Source organism: Streptosporangium brasiliense (assembly GCF_030811595.1).
Taxonomy (GTDB): domain Bacteria; phylum Actinomycetota; class Actinomycetes; order Streptosporangiales; family Streptosporangiaceae; genus Streptosporangium; species Streptosporangium brasiliense.
On the sequence record NZ_JAUSRB010000002.1, the window covers coordinates 1,367,279 to 1,389,016 of the forward strand.

At 71.4% G+C, this 21,738-nt stretch carries 16 protein-coding genes; 9 read left to right on the plus strand and 7 right to left on the minus strand.

Annotated features, from left to right (window positions below):
• The first annotated feature begins 40 nt into the window (after positions 1-40).
• Positions 41-967: a glycerophosphodiester phosphodiesterase family protein gene (locus tag J2S55_RS14790; protein WP_306860862.1), complete on the plus strand. Its 927-nt coding sequence runs from the start codon at positions 41-43 to the stop codon at positions 965-967.
• A 120-nt stretch (positions 968-1,087) separates the two neighbouring features.
• On the opposite strand, the gene corA is transcribed toward J2S55_RS14790, so the two are convergent.
• On the minus strand, positions 1,088-2,206 hold the full coding sequence (gene corA / locus J2S55_RS14795) for a magnesium/cobalt transporter CorA (protein ID WP_306860865.1): 1,119 nt from the start codon (positions 2,204-2,206) through the stop codon (positions 1,088-1,090).
• Between the two features lie 501 nt (positions 2,207-2,707).
• Here corA and purD point away from each other — a divergent pair.
• From purD to J2S55_RS14820, 5 genes are all read left to right on the plus strand, one after another.
• Positions 2,708-3,940, plus strand: a complete 1,233-nt coding sequence (purD, locus tag J2S55_RS14800; protein WP_306860867.1) for a phosphoribosylamine--glycine ligase — start codon at positions 2,708-2,710, stop codon at positions 3,938-3,940.
• A gap of 70 nt (positions 3,941-4,010) precedes the next feature.
• The gene (locus tag J2S55_RS14805) at positions 4,011-5,048 is read left to right on the plus strand and encodes a hypothetical protein (RefSeq protein WP_306860869.1); all 1,038 of its coding nucleotides are present in this window, start codon (positions 4,011-4,013) and stop codon (positions 5,046-5,048) included.
• 299 nt (positions 5,049-5,347) lie between these two features.
• Entirely contained in the window at positions 5,348-6,616 is a 1,269-nt protein-coding gene (gene murA, locus J2S55_RS14810; RefSeq protein WP_306860871.1) for a UDP-N-acetylglucosamine 1-carboxyvinyltransferase, read from the plus strand.
• A 225-nt stretch (positions 6,617-6,841) separates the two neighbouring features.
• Positions 6,842-8,131, plus strand: coding sequence for a GTP cyclohydrolase IIa (locus J2S55_RS14815; protein ID WP_306860873.1), 1,290 nt, complete (start codon positions 6,842-6,844; stop codon positions 8,129-8,131).
• Positions 8,132-8,385: 254 nt separating this feature from the next.
• Positions 8,386-9,324: an EamA family transporter gene (locus tag J2S55_RS14820; protein WP_306860875.1), complete on the plus strand. Its 939-nt coding sequence runs from the start codon at positions 8,386-8,388 to the stop codon at positions 9,322-9,324.
• A 164-nt stretch (positions 9,325-9,488) separates the two neighbouring features.
• On the opposite strand, the gene hisC is transcribed toward J2S55_RS14820, so the two are convergent.
• The gene (gene hisC, locus J2S55_RS14825; RefSeq protein WP_306860877.1) at positions 9,489-10,550 is read right to left on the minus strand and encodes a histidinol-phosphate transaminase; all 1,062 of its coding nucleotides are present in this window, start codon (positions 10,548-10,550) and stop codon (positions 9,489-9,491) included.
• Between the two features lie 83 nt (positions 10,551-10,633).
• On the opposite strand from hisC, the gene J2S55_RS14830 reads away from it, so the two are divergent.
• Entirely contained in the window at positions 10,634-11,305 is a 672-nt protein-coding gene (locus J2S55_RS14830; RefSeq protein WP_306860879.1) for a Uma2 family endonuclease, read from the plus strand.
• A gap of 10 nt (positions 11,306-11,315) precedes the next feature.
• Here J2S55_RS14830 and J2S55_RS14835 read toward each other — a convergent pair whose 3' ends face one another.
• The 5 genes from J2S55_RS14835 to J2S55_RS14855 form a co-directional block, all read right to left on the minus strand.
• A complete protein-coding gene (locus tag J2S55_RS14835) occupies positions 11,316-11,981 on the minus strand; it encodes an NUDIX hydrolase (RefSeq protein WP_306860881.1) in 666 nt (221 codons plus the stop codon).
• Positions 11,982-12,000: 19 nt separating this feature from the next.
• Positions 12,001-13,866: a DUF4434 domain-containing protein gene (locus J2S55_RS14840; RefSeq protein ID WP_306860883.1), complete on the minus strand. Its 1,866-nt coding sequence runs from the start codon at positions 13,864-13,866 to the stop codon at positions 12,001-12,003.
• Positions 13,867-13,926: 60 nt separating this feature from the next.
• Positions 13,927-15,015 (minus strand): glycosyltransferase, encoded by a 1,089-nt coding sequence (locus tag J2S55_RS14845; RefSeq protein WP_306860885.1) that lies wholly within the window; start codon positions 15,013-15,015, stop codon positions 13,927-13,929.
• Between the two features lie 19 nt (positions 15,016-15,034).
• Positions 15,035-16,297: a nucleotide sugar dehydrogenase gene (locus tag J2S55_RS14850; protein ID WP_306860888.1), complete on the minus strand. Its 1,263-nt coding sequence runs from the start codon at positions 16,295-16,297 to the stop codon at positions 15,035-15,037.
• A 198-nt stretch (positions 16,298-16,495) separates the two neighbouring features.
• Positions 16,496-18,163, minus strand: coding sequence for a glycosyltransferase family 4 protein (locus tag J2S55_RS14855; protein WP_306860890.1), 1,668 nt, complete (start codon positions 18,161-18,163; stop codon positions 16,496-16,498).
• A gap of 56 nt (positions 18,164-18,219) precedes the next feature.
• On the opposite strand from J2S55_RS14855, the gene wecB reads away from it, so the two are divergent.
• Positions 18,220-19,389 (plus strand): non-hydrolyzing UDP-N-acetylglucosamine 2-epimerase, encoded by a 1,170-nt coding sequence (gene wecB / locus J2S55_RS14860; protein WP_306860892.1) that lies wholly within the window; start codon positions 18,220-18,222, stop codon positions 19,387-19,389.
• Positions 19,390-19,463: 74 nt separating this feature from the next.
• Entirely contained in the window at positions 19,464-21,521 is a 2,058-nt protein-coding gene (locus J2S55_RS14865) for a glycosyltransferase family protein (RefSeq protein WP_306860894.1), read from the plus strand.
• Positions 21,522-21,738 lie beyond the last annotated feature (217 nt).

Genomic DNA, 21,738 nt, shown 5'->3' on the forward strand with positions numbered 1-21,738 from the left:
GTACCGAGAGATCGGCGCGCGGGGTCGGTAGGGTCCCTCTGTGCATGCCGAGATTCATGGTCACCGCGGAGCCCGCGGACTGCGCCCGGAGAACACGCTGCCCGGGTTCGCCTACGCCCTGGAGCTGGGCGTCGACGCGCTGGAGCTCGACGTCGCGCTGACGGCCGACCGCCGGCTGGTGCTCACCCACGACCTCACGGTGTCGGCGGTGACCAGCGCCGACACCCGGCCGGCCCGCCACGGCGATCCGCTCTTCCCCTACGTGGGCAGGCCGGTCGGCGAGCTCACGCTGGCCCAGCTGCGCACCCTCGACTGCGGCGTACGGCTGCCGCGCCACCCCGAAGACCGTTTCGTCGGCACCCAGGTGCCGGTGCCGGACACCCGGATGCCGACGCTCGGGGCCGTGCTGGGCCTGGTGGACGCCTACGGCGCCGACGGCGTCCGGATGCACGTGGAGCTGAAGTCCGATCCGACGAGGCCGGAGCTCAGCGCCGACCCCCAGGAGTTCACCGAGCTGGTGGTCGCCGAGCTCGACCGGCACCACCGGCTCGACGGGGCGGCGATCCTCAGCTTCGACTGGCGGATCCTCCGGGCCGCCCGCTCCCTGGCCCCGGCGACCCGGCGCTACGCCCTGATCGAGCGCGCCACCATGGACAGCGCCTGGCTCGACGGCCTGCGGCTTGAGGACTTCGACGGCGACATCCCGGCCGCCGCCGTGGCGGCCGGGGGCACCGCCCTGTCCCCCGACCACGTGCTGATGGAGGAGGAGCTCGCGCGCCGGGCCGAGAAGGCCGAGCTGCCCCTGGTCGTGTGGACCGTCAACGAGCCCGGCCGGGCCGCCGAGATGCTCGACCTCGGGGTGGCCGGGATCGTCACCGACTATCCGGACCGGATGCGCGCCCTGTGGGCCGAGCGGGGCATGCGCGTCCCTCCGCCCGCCACCCCGATGCGCCGGGCGAGCGCGTAGCGGCCCCGCCCGGGCCGTCGCCCCTGCGGCACCCGTCCGGCGGTCGCACGGCTCCGCCGGGGCGCGGGAGGGCATGGCCGGGCGGCCCGGCCCTCCCGCGCCCCGGCGGACGCGCCGTGGTCACATCCAGCCGTTGCGGCGGAAACCCCGGTAGAGCAGCGAGCAGGCGACCACCATCACACCGATCACGACCGGGTAGCCGAAGACGGAGTCGAGCTCGGGCATGTGCTCGAAGTTCATCCCGTAGATCCCGGCGATCATCGTGGGGACGGCCATTATCGCGACCCACGAGGAGATCTTCCGCATGTCCTCGTTGGCGAGGGCGTTGGAGCGGGCGAGCGCCGCCTGCAGGATGGAGTTGCACAGCTCGTTGGACGACTCGACCTGCTCGCAGACCCGGGCCAGGTGGTCGACGACGTCGCGGAAGTATTCGCGCATCTCCGAGGGGATCATCCGGCGCTGGGCCAGCGTCGACAGGGGCGACTGGAGCGGGGTGACGGACCGCTTCATCTCGATCATCTCGCGCTTGAGGTTGTAGATCCGGCCGATGTCACGGGCGCTGACGTCGGCGAAGACCATGGCCTCGACGTCTTCCAGCTCGGCCTGCATCAGGTCGGCCACGTTGAGGTATCGGTCCACGACGTGGTCGGCGATCGCGTGCAGCACGCCGGTCGGGCCGCGGTTGAGGAGCTTGGGCTTGTCCTCCAGGCGCTCGCGCACCTCCGACAGCGGGCAGTGCTTGCCGTGCCGTACGGTCACCACGAAGTCGGGCCCGACGAACACCATGATCTCGCCGGTGCCGATGATCTCGCTGGTGGCGGTCAACACGTCGTGGTCGAGGTAGGCGACGGTCTTGAGGACCACGAACAGCGAGTCGCCGTAGCGCTCGACCTTGGGGCGCTGATGAGCCTTGACGGCGTCCTCGACGGCGAGCGGGTGCAGGGCGAAGACCTCCGCCAGCCACTCGACCTCGGGGGCGTCGGGTTCATGCAGACCGACCCAGACGAAGGCGTTGCTCTTCTCGTCGGCCGCGTTGTGCGCGCGGACGAGCTCCAGGGCGTCGGGGATGCCCAGGGCGTCGATCTTCTTGCCGTCGACGTAGGCGGCGTATTCGACGAGTGAGTCGCTCGGCGGGACGCAGACGCCGTTCATCCGGTCACGGACCGGGACGGCGGGGGCGTGCGGGGCACGGACGGCCCGTGCGTGCTTGATGCGGGGAAAAAGGAGCGAGGAGCGCATGGCAAACCTTTCCCGCCCAACCCAGCACCGTTCACGCGCGACGCGATGTCACCTCAGTTCGAACGGGAATGCGCGTGGGAGCCGGTCGGGCACTGATCCGGAGTGGTCGAGAGTGCGCACACAGTGCGTGCGCGGGCACGTACTGCTGGGATCGCCAGAGGACATTCCCAACCACCTCCAATCAGTAAGAGACAGGCAAAGCCGCCCAAACTTAGCACAGATCTGGGCACGCCCCTTAAGCGTACTCCCGGCCGCAACAAGCGATCATCCATAACCTGACGAAATTCCCGCGTGATTTACGGTCGCATCCGCCGTCTTCGACGGCGGAGCCCGCGGACGCGGTGTTACGGGAACCGCGCCACGGTCCTACGCCACGACAGCGCGCCATGAGCGTGCGCCGTGAGCGTGCGCGCCGCCCCGCCGACGCGGCCCGTCGACACGGGACCCGTTGTCCACAGCCTGTGGATGGATGGCCGGCCGGGGGCCGATAGGCTCTCGCGAGTGCGCGTTCTTGTGATTGGATCCGGCGGGCGTGAGCATGCCCTGTGCCGGTCGCTGACGGCAGATCCCCAGGTCACCGAGGTTCACTGTGCTCCCGGCAACGCCGGCATCGCACAGGTCGCGACCCTTCATCCGGTGACCCCGACCGACCCCGCGGCGGTCACCCGGCTGGCCGGGGAGCTGGGGGCCGACCTGGTCGTGATCGGCCCTGAGGCACCGCTGGTCGCCGGCGTCGCCGACGCGGTCAGGCAGGCGGGCGTCCCGTGCTTCGGGCCCTCCAAGGAGGCCGCCCGGATCGAGGGCTCCAAGGCGTTCGCCAAGGACGTCATGGTCGCGGCGGGCGTGCCCACCGCGCGGTCCCGCACGTGCGTCACGCCCGAGGAGGCCGCCGCGGCCCTGGCCGAGTTCGGCGCCCCGTACGTGGTCAAGGACGACGGCCTCGCGGCCGGCAAGGGCGTGGTGGTCACCGACGACCTCGACGAGGCGCTCGGGCACGCCGCCTCGTGCGGGCGGGTCGTCATCGAGGAGTTCCTCGACGGCCCCGAGGTGTCGCTGTTCGCCCTCTGCGACGGGACCACGGCCGTGCCGCTCCAGCCCGCCCAGGACCACAAGCGCGCCTACGACGGGGACAAGGGCCCCAACACCGGCGGCATGGGCGCCTACACGCCGCTGCCGTGGGCCCCGGGCGACCTCACCGAGCGGGTGATGGCCGAGACCGTCCTGCCGACCGTCACCGAGCTGGCCAGGCGCGGCACGCCGTACACCGGGGTGCTCTTCGTGGGGCTGGCCCTCACGGCGGAGGGGCCGAAGGTGATCGAGTTCAACGCGCGGTTCGGCGACCCGGAGACCCAGGTCGTGCTGGACCGGTTGGAGACGCCGCTCGCGGGCCTGCTGCTGGCGTGCGCGGACGGGACGCTCGGCGGGTTCGGACCGCTGTCCTACCGCGACGGCGCCGCGGTGACCGTGGTGGTCGCGGCGGAGAACTACCCGGCCGACCCCGTCAAGGGCGACGTCATCGAGGGGCTGTCCGACACCGTCGAGAACGCCTACGTGCTGCACGCCGGCACCGCGTTCGAGGGCGACCGGATCGTCTCCAGCGGCGGGCGGGTGCTCAGCGTGGTCGGCACCGGCCCCGACGTGGCCGCGGCGCGCGCGGCGGCCTACGAGGCGGTCGGCCACATCCGGATGCGCGGCTCGCACCACCGCACGGACATCGCAGGACGTAGCGCTTGATCGGCATGTCGCGATAAGCCGGGGGCAGGCTCTGCCCCGTCCCCGGCCGCTCCGCCCCCACGGAGGAAAGATGTCGCTCGACCAGTCAGCGGTCCCCGAACGGATCGGCGACACCGGCGTGCTGCGCTGGCCGGGCACCTGGCGGGTCTACGTCGCCACCCGCAGCGAGGAGATCCGGGCCGACGCCGAGCGCGCCCTGACCATGCGCGAGGAGGCGGGCCAGCTCGTGTCCGTGGGCGAGGGCATCGGCACGCACCTGGCCCGCGCCGAGACCTACGCCCGCGGCAAGCACGGCCTGCGGCGCTGGCTGACCGGCCAGGCCATCGAGGGCGCCTGGTCCAACGTCAACAGCGCGACCGTGATGCTGTACGGCGTGCTGCCGACGGCGGAGCTGTGCGGCCGGGTGCCCGAGGTGGTGGCGATCGGCCGGGCCTACCTGCCCGGCGACGACCCCCGGCTGGTCCAGCTGCAGGCCAGGCTCGCCGCCGGGGATCTGGCGGAGGACGACAGGCCGCTGATGCAGTCGGTGCTGCGGGCCGCCTACACCGCGCAGGCGATGGAGACCGGCCGGGTCCGCAGCTTCCGCAACCTGCTGCTCGGCGGGGTGGTCATGCTGACCCTGATCGTGCTGGGCGTGGTGGCCATCGGCGCGATCTGGCCGGACGTCATCCCGATGTGCGGCAACCAGGCGGTGATCCAGGCCCAGGGGCTGATGCCCGCGCAGATCTGCCCGACCGGCGCCCTGCGGCCCAGCCACGGCGACGTCCCCCTCGTGGCCCTGATCGGCATGCTGGGCGCGGCGCTGGCCACGGCGGCCTCGCTCTCCACCCGCTCGGAGCTGTCCACGCGCTACTCGCTGGCGGTGGTCCAGAACCTGCTCAAGGCCCCCGCCGGGGTGGCCACCTCCGTGCTGGGCCTGCTGATCCTGAACTCCGGTTTCGTCCCCGGCTTCGCGGGCCTCGGCTCCCAGCCCGCCATCCTGGTCTGGGCCATGGCCTTCGGCTACGGCCAGCAGGTCGTCACCCGTTTCGTCGACCAGCGGGCCGACAACCTCCTGTCGGCCGCCTCGCCGCTCACCCCGGCCGGCAGGGGGACCCGCGCCGCGTGAGCGACCCGGTGTCCGCCGCGCGGGGAGCCGGTCCCGCCCGCGCGGCCGTCCGGCCGCGCGGGCGGGACTCGGGACTGCCGGACGGTCGCCCCCGCGGCCAGGCGGGGGCGCGGATGCGGGACCATTGCGGGGAGGCTCGCGAGCGACCGAATGATCGGCGGCACAGCGGGTAGTCGCCACCCGAAGTGGCCGGTTCAGGGGCATCCAGCGGCTACTGTTGGCCGATAACCCCCGGCTGCCGCCACTGGCCTCCGCATCAGCCGAATCCCCGCTTCCCCTTTCCCCAAGGAGCATGTCGCATGGTCCGTTACCGCGTGCGCGGTGGCACCCCACTGCGTGGAACCGCCTTCATCCAGGGTGCCAAGAACGCCGTACTGCCCATGATCGGCGCGGCGCTCCTGGCGGCCAAGGGCCGGACGGTGCTGCGCAACGTCCCGATCATCGAGGACGTGCGCCGGGCGGTCGAGCTGGCCGAGGCGATCGGCGCCAAGGTCGAGCTCCACGAGGCCGAGCGCACACTGGTGATCGACGCCTCCACGCTGAGCAGCCCGGTGCTGCCCGCCGAGATCGCCCGCCGCTTCCGCGGCTCGGTGCTGTTCGTCCCCGCCCTGCTGCACCGCCTCGGCGAGGCGATCATCGAGGGCGTGGGCGGCTGCAACCTGGGCAGCCGCAACCTCGACTTCCACTACCTGGGCTACAAGCGCCTGGGCGCGATCGTGGACGAGGGCGACTCCGTCATCCACGTCAAGACGGCCGGTTTCACCGGTGCCACGCTGTATCTGGACACCCCCTCGCACACCGGCACCGAGAACCTGATCATGGCGGCCGCCCTCGGGCGCGGCACCACCGTGATCGAGAACGCGGCGCTGGAGCCCGAGGTCCTCGACGTGATCGAGATGCTGACCCGGATGGGCGCGCGGATCAGCGGCGGCGGCACCGGGTTCATCACGGTGGAGGGCGTGGAGGAGCTCCAGGCCGTCGAGCACACCGTGATGCCCGACCGCCTCGACGCGGGCGTGTTCGCCATGGCCGCGGCCATCACCGGCGGCGAGGTCAACCTGGTCGGCGCCGACCTGGACCACCTCGGCGTGGTCCGCTACAAGCTGGAGCAGATGGGGGTGGAGTTCGCCGACCACGGCGCGGTGCTCCACGTGCGCCGGGACCGCCCGCTGCGCCCGATCAACGTGATCACCGACACCTATCCCGGCTTCGCCACCGACCTGCAGTCGCCGATCATGACGGTCGCCTGCCTCGCCGACGGCGCCAGCTACATCCACGAGCGCATCTTCGACGGCCGGTTCGCCCTGGCCACCGAGCTGAACAAGATGGGCGCCGACATCGAGGTCAAGGAGAACAGCGCCGTCGTCCGCGGCGCGACCCCGCTGACCGGGACCGAGGTGACCGCGCACGACCTGCGTTCCGGAATCGCCCTGGTTCTCGCCGGTCTCGCCGCCGAAGGGGAGACCCTGATCGAATCCGGTTATCTCATCGACCGCGGCCACTCATATCTGGCCGAGCGTATGCAGGCCCTGGGCGCAGATGTGAGGCGAGAGATTTCTTCCTCATAATCAGCGGGTTTCAGTCACTCAAAAACCGCTCTGACCTGTGTAAACAGTAACAGTTAGGGGTTTAGCCGGGGGGTTCGTCCCGGAATTGACGGCAAATCGGGCGTGACATTACGGCCCCCGCAAGCGATCGTTCCAAAAGAGAGCCGAAAACAAACGGACAGCAAGATGGGACGAACATTGGTCGAGCGGGCCGAAGAAACTCCACGAGTGTCACGCCCGGGTGCCATGACACCGGACCTCACTATCGGTGTGGTGGGCCCCCATGACCTCGTCGAGCGAGTGATGTTGATGGGACACGCGGCGGCGCCCCTGCCCTGCCGCCTGGTAGCCGCTGCCTACCGGGACGAGCAGGAAGCCGCCGACAAAGTCACCCGCCTGGGGGCAGGCGTGGACGCCTGCCTGTTCGCCAGCCCGGTCCCCTATGACCTGGCCAGGCGCTCGGGCGTGCTGACGATGCCGGCGACGTACGTGCAGCTCGGCGGTGCCGCGCTGATCGCGGCCCTGGCCAGGGCCGCGCTGGACGAACGGATCGACCCGCGCAGGGTCAGCGTCGACGTGCTGAGCCGGGCCGACGTCGAGGAGGCCTACACCGACTTGAGCCTGCCGGTCGGTGACGTGCACAGCCGCGACGAGCCGGGGGCGACCGGGACGATCGCCGCCTTCCACGAACGCCTGGCCCGGCAGGGCAGCACCAGCGGGGCGCTGACCTGCCTGCCCGCCGTCGCCGACCGCCTGCAGACGGCCGGGGTCCCGGTGGTCAGGATCCGGCCGACGTCCGCGGCGGTCCGTACGGCGCTGCACACGGCCGCCCTGCTCGGCGCCCACCACCGGCTGGAGGAGTCGCAGCTCACCGTCATCCTGGTGGAGGTGCCGACGCTCCGCGAGCCGGTCCGCCGGGCCGCGCCGCGCTACTGGCGCGACGAGCTCCGGCTGTCCCTGCACCGGCTGCTGGTGCAGGAGGCGAACCGGATCAACGCGTCGGTGACCTCGGTCGACGACCACAGCTACATGGTCACCGCGACCCGCGGCTCGGTGGCCACGGCCACCGAGGGGTTCCGGGTGCTGCCGTTCGCGGCACGGGTGCGGGACGAGCTCGGCCTGGCCGTGGAGGTGGGGGTCGGCATGGGCCGCACCGCCCATGACGCCGAGTCCCACGCGCGGGCGGCGCTGGCGCGCACGCAGGCGGGCAAGCAGGCCCAGGGCTTCGCGGTCGACCGCGAGGGCCGGGCGTTGGTCCCCGCGCCCCGGATGCCTCCGCAGGGCGGCGGGCCGCTGAAGCCGAAGGGCGTGGAGGTGCTGGCCCGGCTGGCGGCCAAGCTGGAGGGCGGGGACACGGTGGTGGACGCGGAGAGCGCGGGCAAGATGCTCGGCGTCACGCCGCGTACGGCACGGCGGCTGCTGCGCACGTTGGTCGACGAGGGACTCGCGTGGCCGCTTCCGCCGAACCGCACCCCGCAGCCGGGCCGCCCCCGCCAGCTCTACCGCCTGATCGTGGAGAAGCTCGGCAGCCGCTGACCCGCCCGGCCGTCCCGTGGTCCGGGGCCGCGCCCGCCCGTGCGGCGCGGCCCCTGACCACGTACGGCGTGGCCCCGGACCACGTCCGCGCGGTCCCGGGCCACATGCGGTGTAACCCCGGACCACCTGCGGCGCGGGTCCCGGACCACGTACGGCGCGGCCCCTGACCACGTCCGCGCGGGCCCGTCTCGACCTGTCTCAAGGGGTGAACCCCGCGAGCCGCGTTCCGGGCACGGGCGATATTGTCATGAGCTATGGGTCATGACACTGCTGACAGCCGCGGATCGCTCCTCATCTGGGGAGCGCTGGCGATCGTCTACGTGGTGTGGGGGTCCACCTACCTCGCGATCAAAATCGTCATCGAGACCATCCCGCCGCTGCTCAGCGGAGCCATGCGCTTCACCACGGCCGCGCTGGTCCTCGGCGCCGTGGTCTTCCTGCTCCGGGGGCGGCCGGCCTTCCGGATGACCTGGAAGGAGCTGGGCGGGGCGGCCCTGGTCGGGCTGCTGCTGCTGACCGCCGGCAACGGCATGGTCGCGGTGGCCGAGCAGCACATCTCCAGCGGGCTGGCGGCGCTGCTGGTGGCCTCGGTGCCGCTCTGGCTGGTGATCTTCAGGATCGTCGCCCGGGACCGGCCCGGACTGCTGACGCTGGCCGGGGTGCTCATCGGTTTCGGCGGGGTGGCGGTGCTGTCGCTGACCGGCGGGAGCAGCGCGTCGGACGGCATCGGGATCGCGGTCATCCTGCTGGCGTCGATGTCGTGGTCGGTGGGCTCGTTCCTGTCCGCCCGGATCCCGATGCCCGCCAACCCCTTCACCGCGAGCGCGGTCGAGATGGCCGCGGGCGGGGCCGGGCTGGTACTGACCAGCACGGTCATGGGCGAGCACCTCGACCTCGGCGCCGTCTCCGGGCGTTCCTGGGCCGGACTGGCCTACCTGGTCGTGATGGGCTCCCTGGTCGGCTTCACCGCCTACGTGTGGCTGCTGGGCAGCGCCCCGATCTCCCTGGTCTCCACCTACGCCTACGTCAACCCCGTGGTGGCGGTCGCCCTCGGCGCGCTCGTCCTGGGCGAGCCGGTCACGGGCTCGATGCTCGCCGCGGGCCTGGTGATCGTTCTCGGTGTGGCCCTGGTGGTCTCCACCGAGCGCCGCAAGAAGGCCCCTGTCGAGGAGAGGGAGCCGGCGACCGTGTGACGCGCGGGCCCGCCGGCCCCCACCTCGGGACGGGACCGCCGGGCGCGGAGGGCCACGTGAACGGTGGGAGGCCGCCGTGGGCGGCCCGAGACGGCTCTGACGGCCGCACCGGGGCGAGAGCGGGCTCGGGCCCCGGCGAGGGCGTCAGGGCCTCTCGGGTCGCGTCAGGGCCTCTCGAAGGCCCCGGCGACGGCCAGGAAGGTGTCGTTGGCCTCGGCGGAGCCGATGGAGACGCGGGCCCCCTCACCGGCGAAGGGACGCACGGCGACGCCCTCGGCCGCGCAGGCCTCGGCGAACTCCGTCGTGCGCTCGCCCAGCCGGAGCCAGACGAAGTTGGCCTCGGAGACCGGCACCGTCCAGCCCTGGGCGATCAGGGCCTCGCGGACCCGGGTGCGCTCCTTGACCACGGTGTCGACCCGCTCCAGCAGCTCGTCCTCGGCCGCCAGGGAGGCGACGGCGGCGGCCTGGGCCAGGTGGTTGACCGCGAAGGGCACGGTCGTCTTCCGCACGGCGGTCGCCACCGCCTCGCCGCCGATCAGGTAGCCGACCCGGAGCCCGGCCAGGCCGTACGCCTTGGAGAACGTCCGCAGCACGGCCACGTTCGGCCGGTCACGGTAGACGGTGAGACCGTCGGTGACGTCGGCGTCCCTGACGTACTCCCGGTAGGCCTCGTCGAGGACGACGAGCACGTTCTCCGGCACCCGGTCGAGGAACGCCTCCAGCTCGGCGGCGTGGACGACCGTGCCGGTGGGGTTGTTCGGGTTGCAGACGAAGATCATGCGCGTCTGCGGGGTGACCGCCTCGGCCATGGCCTCCAGGTGGTGCGTCTCCCCCAGGAGCGGGACCCGGACCGAGACCGTCCCCGCCAGGTCGGCCAGGAGCGGGTATGCCTCGAAGGACCGCCAGGCGTAGATCACCTCGGCGCCCGGCTCGTTCACGGTCTCGAAGAGCTGCTGGGCCACCGTCACCGAGCCCGCGCCCAGCGCGATGTGCTCGGGCGGCACGCCGTACCGCTCGGCGAGGGCGTGCGTCAGGCCGGTCGCCGCGGGATCGGGGTAGCGGTGGATCTCGGTCGCGGCCTTCGCGACGGCCTCGACCACGGAGGGCAGCGGCTCGTAGGGGGATTCGTTCGAGGACAGCTTGTAGGACCGACCGTCGGCTGACACCACGGCCTTGCCCGCCTTGTATGGGGGCATTGTGTCCAGGATCGCGCGGAAACGAGGCATGGCCTTACTTTATGAGGAGCGGGCGGATGGGGCATCATCCTGGAAGACTGGAGGTGAGAGGCGTGCCCGACCGGGAGGACGACATGAGCACCGCACCGCTGGCCGAGACCGAGCAGCCCGACACGGAGGCGACCGGGACGGAGCCGTCCGACGCGGAGGCGGCCGAGACGGAGCCGTCCGAGCGGGAGTCCGTCCCCGACTGGATCATCCCGTCATCGGATGGTTTCACCGCCGATGACCTCGACCGGCTGCGGGAGATTCCCCCGCACACCGAGCTGATCGATGGCACTCTCGTCTTCGTGAGCCCCCAGACCAACTTCCACATGTCGACGCTCTTCCTCCTGGAGAGTGCGCTGCGGCGGGCGGTCCCGCCGGACCTGCGGGTCAAGCGCGAGATGACCGTGACGCTCGGTGAGCGGCAACGGCCCGAGCCAGACGTCCTGGTGGTGCGTGCCGAGGCCGTCAAGGGCCCGAGGCAGACCACCTATCAACCGGCCGACGTCGTCCTGGCCGTCGAGGTGGTCTCCACCGAGTCCGAGATCCGCGACCGGGAGCGCAAGCCCGCGCTCTACGCGGCGGCGGGCATCCCCCACTTCTGGCGGATCGAGGAGAAGGACGGCCGCCCGACGGTCTACGTCTACGAGCTCGACCCGGCCACCAGGTCCTACGTCGCCACCGGCATCCACCACGACCGGCTGAAGCTCGGCGTCCCCTTCGACGTCGACCTCGACCTGACGGAGATCGACGAGCTCTGAGACCCCGCGCCTACTCCTTGAGCGAGCGGAGCATCGGGGGGTGGAGCAGGAGAGCCGGGCCCCGGCGGTAGAGCTTGGCGGGGCGGCCGCCGTCGCGGGTGGTGGTGCGGCCGGTGGGCACCAGAAAGCCCTCGGCCTTGGTGACCTTGCGGTGGAAGTTGCGCGGGTCCAGGGCGCGGCCCCAGACGATCTCGTAGACCCGGCGCAGGTCGGCGACGGTGAACTCCGGGGGGCAGAAGGCGGCGCCCAGCGGGGTGTATTCGAGCTTGCCCCGGGCGCGCTCGATCCCGTCGACCATGATGCGCCGGTGGTCGAAGGCCATCTCCTGGAGCGAGGAGACCGGCTGCCAGCTCATGTGCGCCTCGGTGGAGGCCGGCAGGTCGGGGGCGAGGCCGAGGTAGGCGACGCTCAGCACGCGCTGGCGCGGGTCGCGGTCGGGGTAGCCGTAGGTCTGGAGCTGCTCCAGGTGGACCGGGGCGCCGGGCAGGCCGGCCCGTTCGGCGAGGACCCTGGCCGCCGCCGCGGGCAGGTCCTCGTCGAGCTGGATGAAGCCGCCTGAGAGGGCCCAGCGTCCCTCATAGGGGGGTTTGTCCCGCCGCCAGACGAGCGCGCTCAGCGCCTGGCAGCGCACCGTGAGGACGACCAGATCCACGCTGACGGGAATGCGCGGAACCATGCCAGGCACGTTACACCGGTCAGGCGTTTATCAGGACGTGCAGCGGCGCGGCGGCGGCCCGTCCGTCGGGCGCGGCGACCTCGATCCGCACCCAGGCGCCGGGCGGGACCTGGGTCCAGTCGAACGGGACCCAGGCCGTCGTCATCCGGGCGGGCAGGTCGGGCGGCGGCTCCGTCAGGTCCACCCCGGCCACGTCGACGACCTTGGGGGCCTCCTGCCCGTCCCAGGTGATCGTCACCTTGGAGCCCATGGGCAGGTTGTAGCCCCGGATCTCCATGCCGTCCTGGATGTCGCGCTCCTTGCGGACGGCGTCCACCGGGATCGGCCGGTCGTGGTCGCGGGCGATGTCCTCGGCCAGGGACGGGGAGCCGCAGGTGAAGAAGTCGCTCCACATGTAGGAGACGACCTTGGAGACGTAGCGGCCGACCTGGGTCACGGCCGTGTCGAGCCGCTCCTTGTCGGTGCGCCCCCGGGTGCCCGCCCGGTCGGCGCAGAACTTCTCGTCGGACGGCTCGAACGCCTCCACGTTGGCCCAGAGCTGCACGTTGTAGCCCTGCTCCACCATCCGGGTCCGCGCCGCGGCCATCTCCCGGTAGTAGTCGCGGGTGGAGCCGTGGTAGGCGATGCCGTTGGTCGTCTCCCCCACGACCGTGCGGAGCCGCTCGTCCACCTGGTCGTCGCGCTGGTCCGGCCAGAACAGGCCGACCTTGCCGGTGCCCCGGCTGTCCTGCGGCGCGATGATGCCGACCCCGGTCCTGGCGAGGGCCTCGAAGCCGGCCGCCACCTGCTTGGGGCTGGCGCTGATCGGCAGCCGCTTGCGCGCGTCCATGTAGGGGCTGACCAGGATCGGCTTGCCCGGCATCTCCTGCTCGACGATCTCGTGCTGGGAGGCGTAGACCCGCAGGGTCGGGTGGTCGAGCTTGGCCACCTCGGGGTCGTCCGACCCCGTGTAGCGCATCTCCCGCATCTGGAGTTCGAAGGGCTGGTAGAAGCCGCCGAGCGAGACGCGGTCCTGGAAGCGGGCGCCGTAGTCCTGCAGGATGCGCCGGGTGAGCGTGATGAGGGTCTTCGTCCCCTGCTGGGCGGCCCGGGTCTTCTGCGCCGGGTCGCGCGGGGCCAGCGGCAGCGCGGGGAAGACCTTCACGCCGAACTGGTCGCCGAGGTCGAGCAGCTCGGTGAGGCTGTCCTTCTCCGCGGCGGCTATCAGGATCACGTGATAGCCGCGGCCCTTGTTCCTGACGTTGGCGCAGCTCGGGTCGTCGGTGCCGTCCTCGGTCGCGATGAGCCGGTAGAAGACGGTCTTGCCGACCTGGATCTTCCGCTCGAACTCGGGACAGCGGAACAGCCCCGGCCCGAACGCCTCGTCGGTCCGGTAGACGAACGTCCAGCTCACCCGGTTGCCCGGGTTGGCCGCCTTGAGATCCCGCTCCGCGGCCGCCACGCACGGCAGCCCGTCCTCCTCGCACGGCTCGTAGCGGGGGTCGACCTTGTCCTCTTCCTCGTCGTCCTCGCTCTTGTTCTCCAGGATCCGGCCGTCGTCGTCGAGGCGGCGGGCCTGCAGTCCCCAGCCGATCCGGATCACCGTGTCGCCGCCCACCTCGTGGATGGCGCCGAACTGCCGCCGCCAGGTGCAGTGGTCGGCGGTGGGGATGAGCCAGTAGCCGGTCACCGCGTAGGGCGAGGCCATCTCGGTGTCGAACGTTCCACACGGGTCGGTGAAGGCGCTGGCCTCGGGGGTCAGCGCCGCGGAGACGGTGGTGGAGGGCGAGGGGGCGGCCGAGGTCCTGTCGCCCGCCGGGACGTCCCCGTCCCTGGGCAGGACCAGCACGATCGCCGCCACCGCCGCGAGGATCGCCACGCCGAGAAGAGCGGTCAACCAGCGCACGTTCAGGACACTACCGTTCTTGTGATCAGGCGGACATAAGCAGCATCGCCAGACAAGAAATCAGCTTTTAACCCCTGCCCATGCCTCCAGCTGGGACACGAAACGGCGGGCCGAGTTGGGCCAGTGATGGTTCGCACGGGCCGCCGCATACCCTCGGGCGCCCTGAGCATGCCGCTCCCTGACGTCGTCCCGCAGGGTGAGCACGGCCTGGGCCACGGCCTTGGGGTCCTCCCAGGGCACGACCATGCCGCTGCTGTAGCGCTCGACCAGCTCCACCGCGCGCGGCGACGGGGTGGTGATCACCGGGATGCCGTGGGCCATGTACTCCACGATCTTCGTGGGCATGGAGTGGCGGTAGTTGGGCTCGTCGTGCAGCAGCGACAGCCCGGCCAGCGCCCCGTCGAGCCGCTTGAGCGCCTCGTCGTTCGGCATGAAGTCGCGCCACTCCAGCACGCCCTCGGCCACCGCCTCGTTCAGCATGGGACGCGACTGCGGGTCGGCGTAGCCGATCAGCTCGACCGCCACCCGGTAGGGCCGCAGCAGCCGGGCCGCCTCGATGGCGTCGCGCACCCCGCGCGCCTCCGACAGCCAGCCGAGGTAGACGACGCGGTCGTCTCCCGGCGGGGTCACGTCGTCGGGCACCCAGGTCTCGTTCGGGACGACCAGGTGGGCCCGGTGGAAGCGGCCGGCGTAGGCGGTCTCGGCGAGCAGCAGGTGCAGGCGACGCTCGGCCGTGCCTTCGAGCATGCGGGCCAGGAAGCGCACCGGCGGGCGCAGGAACGCGGGCAGCCAGGGCTTCAGCGACAGGGTCGCCGGAGTGTCCTCGTGCACGTCCCAGACCACCGGGGGCCGCTTGCGCACGCCTACGACCGCGAGCAGCAGCTCGGGGTCGTGGATCACCACCAGATCAACCTGGTCGCGCATGCGCTTGAACACCTTGCGGGCGGCGCGCACGGCCGAAAGCCGCTTGCGCTCAGCCGCCCGGGGGAGATCGACGCCGTTCACCCACGACCGGACCATTACGCCCCGTGCGGTGTACGGCGCGGCATACGTGACCTCATGACCGGCATCCACGAGCGCGCGGATCTGCCGGTGCAGGATCCGGGCGTCCTCGGGGTGATGCACCACCGTCATGACGAGCACGTGCACTGCGCGCAGCCCTCCGTCGCTAGAGCCGCTCGACGCGTTCACCCTCGGCGAGGACGCCTCGGGTGTCGAGCACGAGTCTGCCGTGGTCCTCGACGGTCGACAGGTCGAAGGCGGCGTGCTGCTGCATCAGCAGCGTCACGTCCGCTTCGGCGACCGCCCTGGAGAGGTCTTCCTCACGCGGCACCGGGTTACCGTCCACACGCCATTCCTTGACGTACGGATCGGCGAAGACCAGTTCGGCGCCGAGTTCGAGCAGCGCCCGCGCGACCGGCAGGGCCGGGGTCTCGCGCTCGTCGGCGATGTCGGGCTTGTAGGTGACGCCGAGCAACAGCACCTTGGAGCCGTTGACGGCCTTCTTGTGCCGGTTGAGCAGCCGCTGGACGCGGGCCACCACGTAGGACGGCATCCGCTCGTTGATCTCCTGGGCCAGCTCCACGAAGCGGAACGGGTAGCCCAGCTTGCGCACCGTGTAGGACAGGTAGGACGGGTCGACGGGGATGCAGTGCCCGCCGACGCCCGGTCCGGGCAGGAACTTCTGGAAGCCGAACGGCTTGGTGGCCGCCGCCTCGATGGACTCCCAGAGGTTGATGCCGAGTTCGTCACAGAAGATCGCCATCTCGTTGACGAGGGCGATGTTGACGTGGCGGTAGGTGTTCTCCAGGAGCTTGGCCATCTCGGCCTCGCGGGTGCCGCTGACCGGCACGACCTGCTCGACGAACTGGGAGTAGAAGCCGACCGCCCGGTCCCGGCAGGCGGCCGTGTAGCCGCCGACGACCTTGGGGGTGTTGCGCAGGCCGTACTTGGGGTTGCCCGGGTCGATGCGCTCGGGCGAGAAGGCGAGGTGGAAGTCGGTGCCCGCGACGAGGCCGGAGGCCTCCAGGATCGGGCGGGCGACCTCGTCGGTGGTGCCGGGCCAGGTCGTGGACTCCAGCACGACGAGCGTGCCCGAGGACAGGTTGCGGGCGACGGTCTGGGTGGCCCCCTCCACCGCCGACAGGTCAGGGCGGTGGTCCTCGTCCAGCGGGGTCGGCACGCAGATGACGATGGTGCGGCTGTCGGCCAGCACGGACTCGTCCAGCGTGGCGCTGAACCCCCCCGCCAGCATGTGTTCGAGGTCGGCGTCGGTCAGGTCGTCGATGTAGGAACGCCCCGCGTTGAGGGCCTCCACCTTGCGGGGGTCGACCTCGAAGCCGACGACCCGCAGGCCCGCGGCTGCGGCCTCCTTGGCCAGTGGCATGCCGACGTATCCCAGACCGATCACGGCCAGGTCATAGGCGCTCACGCGGCCTCCTTCCTCGGCCGCGCCCGCGAGGGCACCGCGCCCGCCGGCCGGCTGGCTGTGCTCACTCACAGGGTGACCCTGGAAAGCCGGAAACAACACTTCATGGTGGCAAAGGCTATCTCAACTCCGCGCAAGCCACGCCTAATGCGATTGAACGCATCACAAACGGCTGGGTTACCTGTCACCGGCACAGGACCATCAACCCGCAAGCGACCGGTAAATGTCACGGTAGGTCTCCGCGACACGGCTCCACGTGCGCTTCGCGGCCACCTCGGCCCGTCCGGCCTCGCCCATCGCGGCCCGGCGTGCCGGGTCGTCGCGGAGCCCGGCCAGGGCGTCGGCGAGCGCCTCCGGGTCCCCGGCGGGGACCAGGAGCCCGGCGCCGTCGGAGCCGACGAGCTCCGACAGGGCCGGCAGGTCGCTGAGCACGACCGGCTTGCCCAGAGCCATCGCCTCGACGGGCTTCAACGGCGTGACGAGCCGGCAGACCCGCAGGTCCTCCCGGGGGCAGACGAAGATGTCGATGGCCGACTGGGCCTGCAGCGCCTCGTCCGGACCGACCCGGCCGGGCAGGATCGCGAGGTCGCCCAGCCCCAGCTCCTCGACCTGCTCCAGCAGCTCCGGGCGCGCCGCGCCGTCCCCGACCAGCAGCAGCCTGATCGGGGCGCCCCGGTCGCGCAGGAGGGCGGCGGCGCTGATCATGGTCGCGAAGCCCTCGTAGGCCACGATGCTCGACACCGAGCCCATGACGATCTCGCCGGGCTCGATGCCGTAGGCGGAACGGAACGCGGCGCCGTCGTATTCGGCGGTCAGCAGCGAGTCGTCCACCGCGTTGGGCGCCAGGAAGATCCGCTCTCTGGGCACGCCCCGCTCGACGATCTCGGTGGCCATGGTCTCCGCGAGGGTGACCACGGCGTCGGCCGAGCGCATGATGAACGCCTCGCGGTCGCGCTGAAGCACGTGCCGCTGGCTGCCGACCCGCTTGGGGTCGCGGGAGGCCCAGGTCTCCTCCAGGAAGCCCCGGACCTCGTAGACCATCGGCGTGCCGGTCCGCTCCCGCACCGCCAGCGCCACCGAGCCGTTGCGGTGGTCGGTCGCGGCGTGCAGCACCTGCGGCCGGAGCGTCCTGACCAGCTCGGTCACCTCGCCGGCGCCCCGGATCATGCGGCCGTGGCTCTCGAACGGCACCTCGCCGCTCGGCAGCAGCCGGTGGTAGGGGGTCCCGTCGATCTCCTCGTACGGCGTGACGTCGACGTGGCCCTGCATCATCGGCCAGCCCCAGCTGGTCACGACGTGCGGGTCCAGCCCGGCCGCCCGCTGCGCGGTGACGATCCGGTGCGTGCGCACGGTGTATCCGGCCTGCGTGTACGGCAGGGCGTTGGTGACGCAGTGCAGCACCCGGCCCTCGATCCGCTCACCCACGATCACCTTGGACTTGGGCGGGATCGGGTTGGGCTGGATGGCCGCCAGCTCGCCGGCGTAGTAGGTGGCCCGGCGCTTGATGAAGGGGTATTTGACGTACGGCTGGAGCACCGCGACGGCCTCGGTCATCCGGCCGGCGTCGAAGTGCTCCTTGGCTCCGTTCCACGGGCCCTTGAGCACGCGCATGCCGAGTCTGCGGACCACGAACCTGGCCTGGCGCGCGGCGGGCCAGGCGAACCGTCCCACGACGGGGCGGAGCCTCGGCGGGAGGGTCTCCGCGGCCGCCTGCGCCACACGCACGGGGTCGGACTTGACCTTGGTCACCACGACTCGGGAGACGATCACAGGGTGCTGGACGAACCCCCTGATGAGCCCCCGCAGACCGGCACGTGCCGACTTCGCGGAGATCTTGGAGGAGTCTGGCCTGCTGGCATCGGATACCACGCCGTGACCGTACCATAGGCAACGTTTGCCACACTCCCGCATGAAAGGCGAGGTCAATGAGGGACAACGCCCCACTGGGGACGACCCCGGACCCCGACAATCCCCTCGTCCTGCACGTGCTCGGCGCGCGGCCCAACTTTGTGAAGGCCGCTCCGGTGGTGCGCGGTCTCGACGCCCTGGGGGTGAGGCAGGGCATCGTCCACACCGGTCAGCACTATGACGCGCTGATGTCGGACGTGTTCTTCGCCGACCTCGGGCTGCCGGAGCCGATCGCCAATCTGGGCGTCGGGTCCGGCTCGCACGCGCGCCAGACGGCGGCCCTGCTGACCGGCCTGGAGGACGTCGTCCTGGCGCACCGGCCCGCGCTGGTCGTCGTCTACGGCGACGTCAACTCGACGCTGGCCGCGATCCTCGTCTGCGCCAAGCTCCACGTCCCGACCGCGCACGTCGAGGCGGGCCTGCGCTCCTTCGACCGGGAGATGCCCGAGGAGGTCAACCGGGTCGTCACCGACGCCCTGTCCGACATCCTGTTCGCCACCTCGCCGGACGCGCTCTCGCACCTGGCCAACGAGGGCGTGGACCCGGCGCGCGTCCACCTCGTCGGCAACCCGATGATCGACAGCCTGTTCTCGGCGCTGGACCGCCTCGACCCGGCCCCGGTCCGCTCCCGCCTCGGGCTCCCGGAGCGGTACGGCGTGGCCACCCTGCACCGCCCCGGCAACGTGGACGACCCCGCCTCCGCCAAGGAGCTGGTCGACGCCGTGCTGGCGGTGAGCGAGCGCCTGCCCATCGCGGTGCCGCTGCACCCGCGCGGCCGGGCCCGCCTGGCCGAGGCCGGGCTGGTGAACGGCGACAACCTCCTCATCGTCGACCCGCTGGGCTACGTGGACTTCCTGTCCCTGGTGCGGGGCGCGGCGCTGGTCGTCACCGACTCCGGCGGCGTGCAGGAGGAGACGACCATGCTCGGCGTCCCCTGCCTGACCGTCCGGCCCAACACCGAGCGGCCGATCACCGTCACCCACGGCACCAACCGCCTGGTCACCCCGGCGCTGCTGCCCGCCGCCGCCGACCGGGCCCTGGCCGACGGCGCGGCGACGCCCTCGGGCGAGCTGCCCCCGCTCTGGGACGGCAAGGCCGGCCCCCGGATCGCCCGCGTGATCGAGGCCTGGCTCAAGGGCGGCAACCTCTCTCCGGCGGCACAGGCCGTACCGCCCAAATCCCTGTAAAACGAATATTTCGTCGCGGCCGAAGCCGTACGCTGGCACGACCCCGGATAAAGGCGATCCCCATGAGTTCCCCCATGAGTGAGCAGACCCCCGAAGAGCCGAAGTACCAGCGTCTCGGACCGATCAACTGGCTGCCCGAGGAGCGCAAGGTCGTCGAGCGCTTCGAGGAGCGCGTCCGGGACCTGGAGCGGCGGCTGGCCATCGCCGAGGCCCGCGCGGACTACGCGCAGTGGAAGCTGGAGTCCACCAAGGTCCAGCGGCCCTACCGGGTGGCCGAGGCCATCACGGGGGCCAAGGGGTCGGGGGTCGTGCGGCTGCCGGGCAAGCTCCGCATGGCGCTGCGGCCCCGCAAGGGGCCCGAGGCGCCCCGGCCGGTGGCCGAGGTGATCGAGGAGCTCGACCGCCAGGGGCCCGTCGTGGACGTGCCGAAGGTGAAGTGGCCGGCCGGACCGGTCAACCGGCCGGACATGAAGGTCGCGGTCATCCTGGACGACTTCTCCCGGATGGCGTTCAAATACGAGTGGGACCAGATCGAGTTCGGGCTCCGCGACTGGCCGGAGATCTTCGCCGAGCGCCGTCCCGAGCTGCTGTTCGTGGAGTCGGCCTGGCACGGCAACCAGGGCCGCTGGCGCTACCAGATGACCGGCTCCAACGCCCCCAAGCCGGAGCTGCGCGCCCTGATCGACTGGTGCCGCGAAGAGGGGATCCCCACGGTCTTCTGGAACAAGGAGGACCCGCCCAACTTCGACTTCTTCATCGACACGGCCAAGCTGTTCGACTACGTCTTCACCTGCGACGGCGACATGGTGCCCCGCTACCGGGAGGTGCTGGGGCACGACCGGGTCGACGTCCTGCAGTTCGCCGCCCAGCCCCGGGTGCACAACCCGATCCAGGAGCGGCGTGGCCGGCTGCACGACGTGGTCTTCGCGGGCATGTACTTCCGCGACAAGCACCCCGAGCGCCGCGAGCAGATGGAGACCGTCCTCGCCCCGATCCGCGAGCTGGGCCTGCACATCTTCGCCCGCAACGGCACGGTCGACGAGAAGTACGCCTGGCCCGCCGAATACGTCCCGCACATCGTGGGCGAGCTCCCCTACGACCAGATGCTGGCCGCGTACAAGATGTACAAGGTCTTCCTGAACGTGAACTCGGTGCTCGACTCACCGACCATGTGCGCCCGCCGGGTCTTCGAGCTGTCGGCCTGCTCCACCTCGATCGTCTCCGGCTGGTCACGGGCCATCCAGGAGACCTTCGGCTCGCTGATCCCGATCGCCCGCGACGAGCTGGAGTCCTACAACCAGGTCCTGCACCTGATCAACAGCCCCGAGCTCCGCGCCCGCCAGGGCCACCTGGCCATGCGTGAGGTCTTCGACAAGCACCTGTTCACCCACCGCGTCGACCAGATCCTCTCCTTCCTCGGCAGGCCCGTCGAGCAGCGGTCGAGGTCCGTCTCGGTGGTGCTGCCCACCAACCGCGCCGCCCAGATCGAGCACGCCATCTCCTCGGTGGCCAAGCAGATCCACCGGCCGCTCCAGCTCGTGATGGTCCTGCACGGCCTGGACATCGACCCGGTCGTGGTCGCCGACAAGGCCCGCATGGCCGGGATCTCCGACGTCGTGGTGCTGCCCGCCGACCCGTCGCTGTCGCTGGGCGCCTGCATGAACCTGGGCATCGCCGCGGCCGAGGGCGAGCTGATCGCCAAGATGGACGACGACAACCTCTACGGCGAGCACTACCTGTCCGACCTGGTCCGCGCCTTCGACTACTCCGACGCCGAACTCGTCGGCAAGGGCGCCCACTACGCCTACTTCGAGGGCAGCAACACCACGATGCTCCGCCTGCCCGGCCTGGAGCACCGCTACAGCTGGCTGGTCCAGGGCGGCACCTTCCTCGGCAAGGCCGACATGTTCCGCCACTACGGCTTCGCCGACATCACCCGTGGTGAGGACACCCACCTGGTCCGGAGACTGAAGGAGGACCGCGTCAAGATCTACTCCGCCGACCGGTTCAACTTCGTCTACTGGCGCAGCGGCGACGCCGGGATGCACACCTGGCAGGCCGACGACATCAAGCTCACCCGCAACGCCCAGTTCTCCTTCGTCGGCCACCCCGACGCCCACGTGATGATCTGAGCCGCCCGGCGCGCGGCGAGGCCGGACGAGCCGCCCCACCGGGCGGCGGCCACCTGCTTGACCACGCCGCCGCCCGCAGCCACCGCGTTGCGGATGGTCTCGTCCACCGCCTCCCTGGAGTCCGGGTTCAGGTGGAGCGAGACGCCGCGGAAGCCGGATCCCTCCGCGAGGGCACCGGCGTCCCGCGTCGACGCCGGACCCACTCCTCCTCCTTGGC

Excerpts from the sequence above, each read along its gene's own strand:
- corA (WP_306860865.1), bottom strand. The coding sequence starts at position 2,206 with ATGCGCTCCTCGCTCCTTTTTCCCCGCATCAAGCACGCACGGGCCGTC.
- J2S55_RS14805 (WP_306860869.1), top strand. The coding sequence starts at position 4,011 with ATGTCGCTCGACCAGTCAGCGGTCCCCGAACGGATCGGCGACACCGGC.
- murA (WP_306860871.1), top strand. The coding sequence starts at position 5,348 with ATGGTCCGTTACCGCGTGCGCGGTGGCACCCCACTGCGTGGAACCGCC.
- J2S55_RS14815 (WP_306860873.1), top strand. The coding sequence starts at position 6,842 with ATGACACCGGACCTCACTATCGGTGTGGTGGGCCCCCATGACCTCGTC.
- J2S55_RS14820 (WP_306860875.1), top strand. The coding sequence starts at position 8,386 with ATGGGTCATGACACTGCTGACAGCCGCGGATCGCTCCTCATCTGGGGA.
- hisC (WP_306860877.1), bottom strand. The coding sequence starts at position 10,550 with ATGCCTCGTTTCCGCGCGATCCTGGACACAATGCCCCCATACAAGGCG.
- J2S55_RS14830 (WP_306860879.1), top strand. The coding sequence starts at position 10,634 with ATGAGCACCGCACCGCTGGCCGAGACCGAGCAGCCCGACACGGAGGCG.
- J2S55_RS14835 (WP_306860881.1), bottom strand. The coding sequence starts at position 11,981 with ATGGTTCCGCGCATTCCCGTCAGCGTGGATCTGGTCGTCCTCACGGTG.
- wecB (WP_306860892.1), top strand. The coding sequence starts at position 18,220 with ATGAGGGACAACGCCCCACTGGGGACGACCCCGGACCCCGACAATCCC.
- J2S55_RS14865 (WP_306860894.1), top strand. The coding sequence starts at position 19,464 with ATGAGTGAGCAGACCCCCGAAGAGCCGAAGTACCAGCGTCTCGGACCG.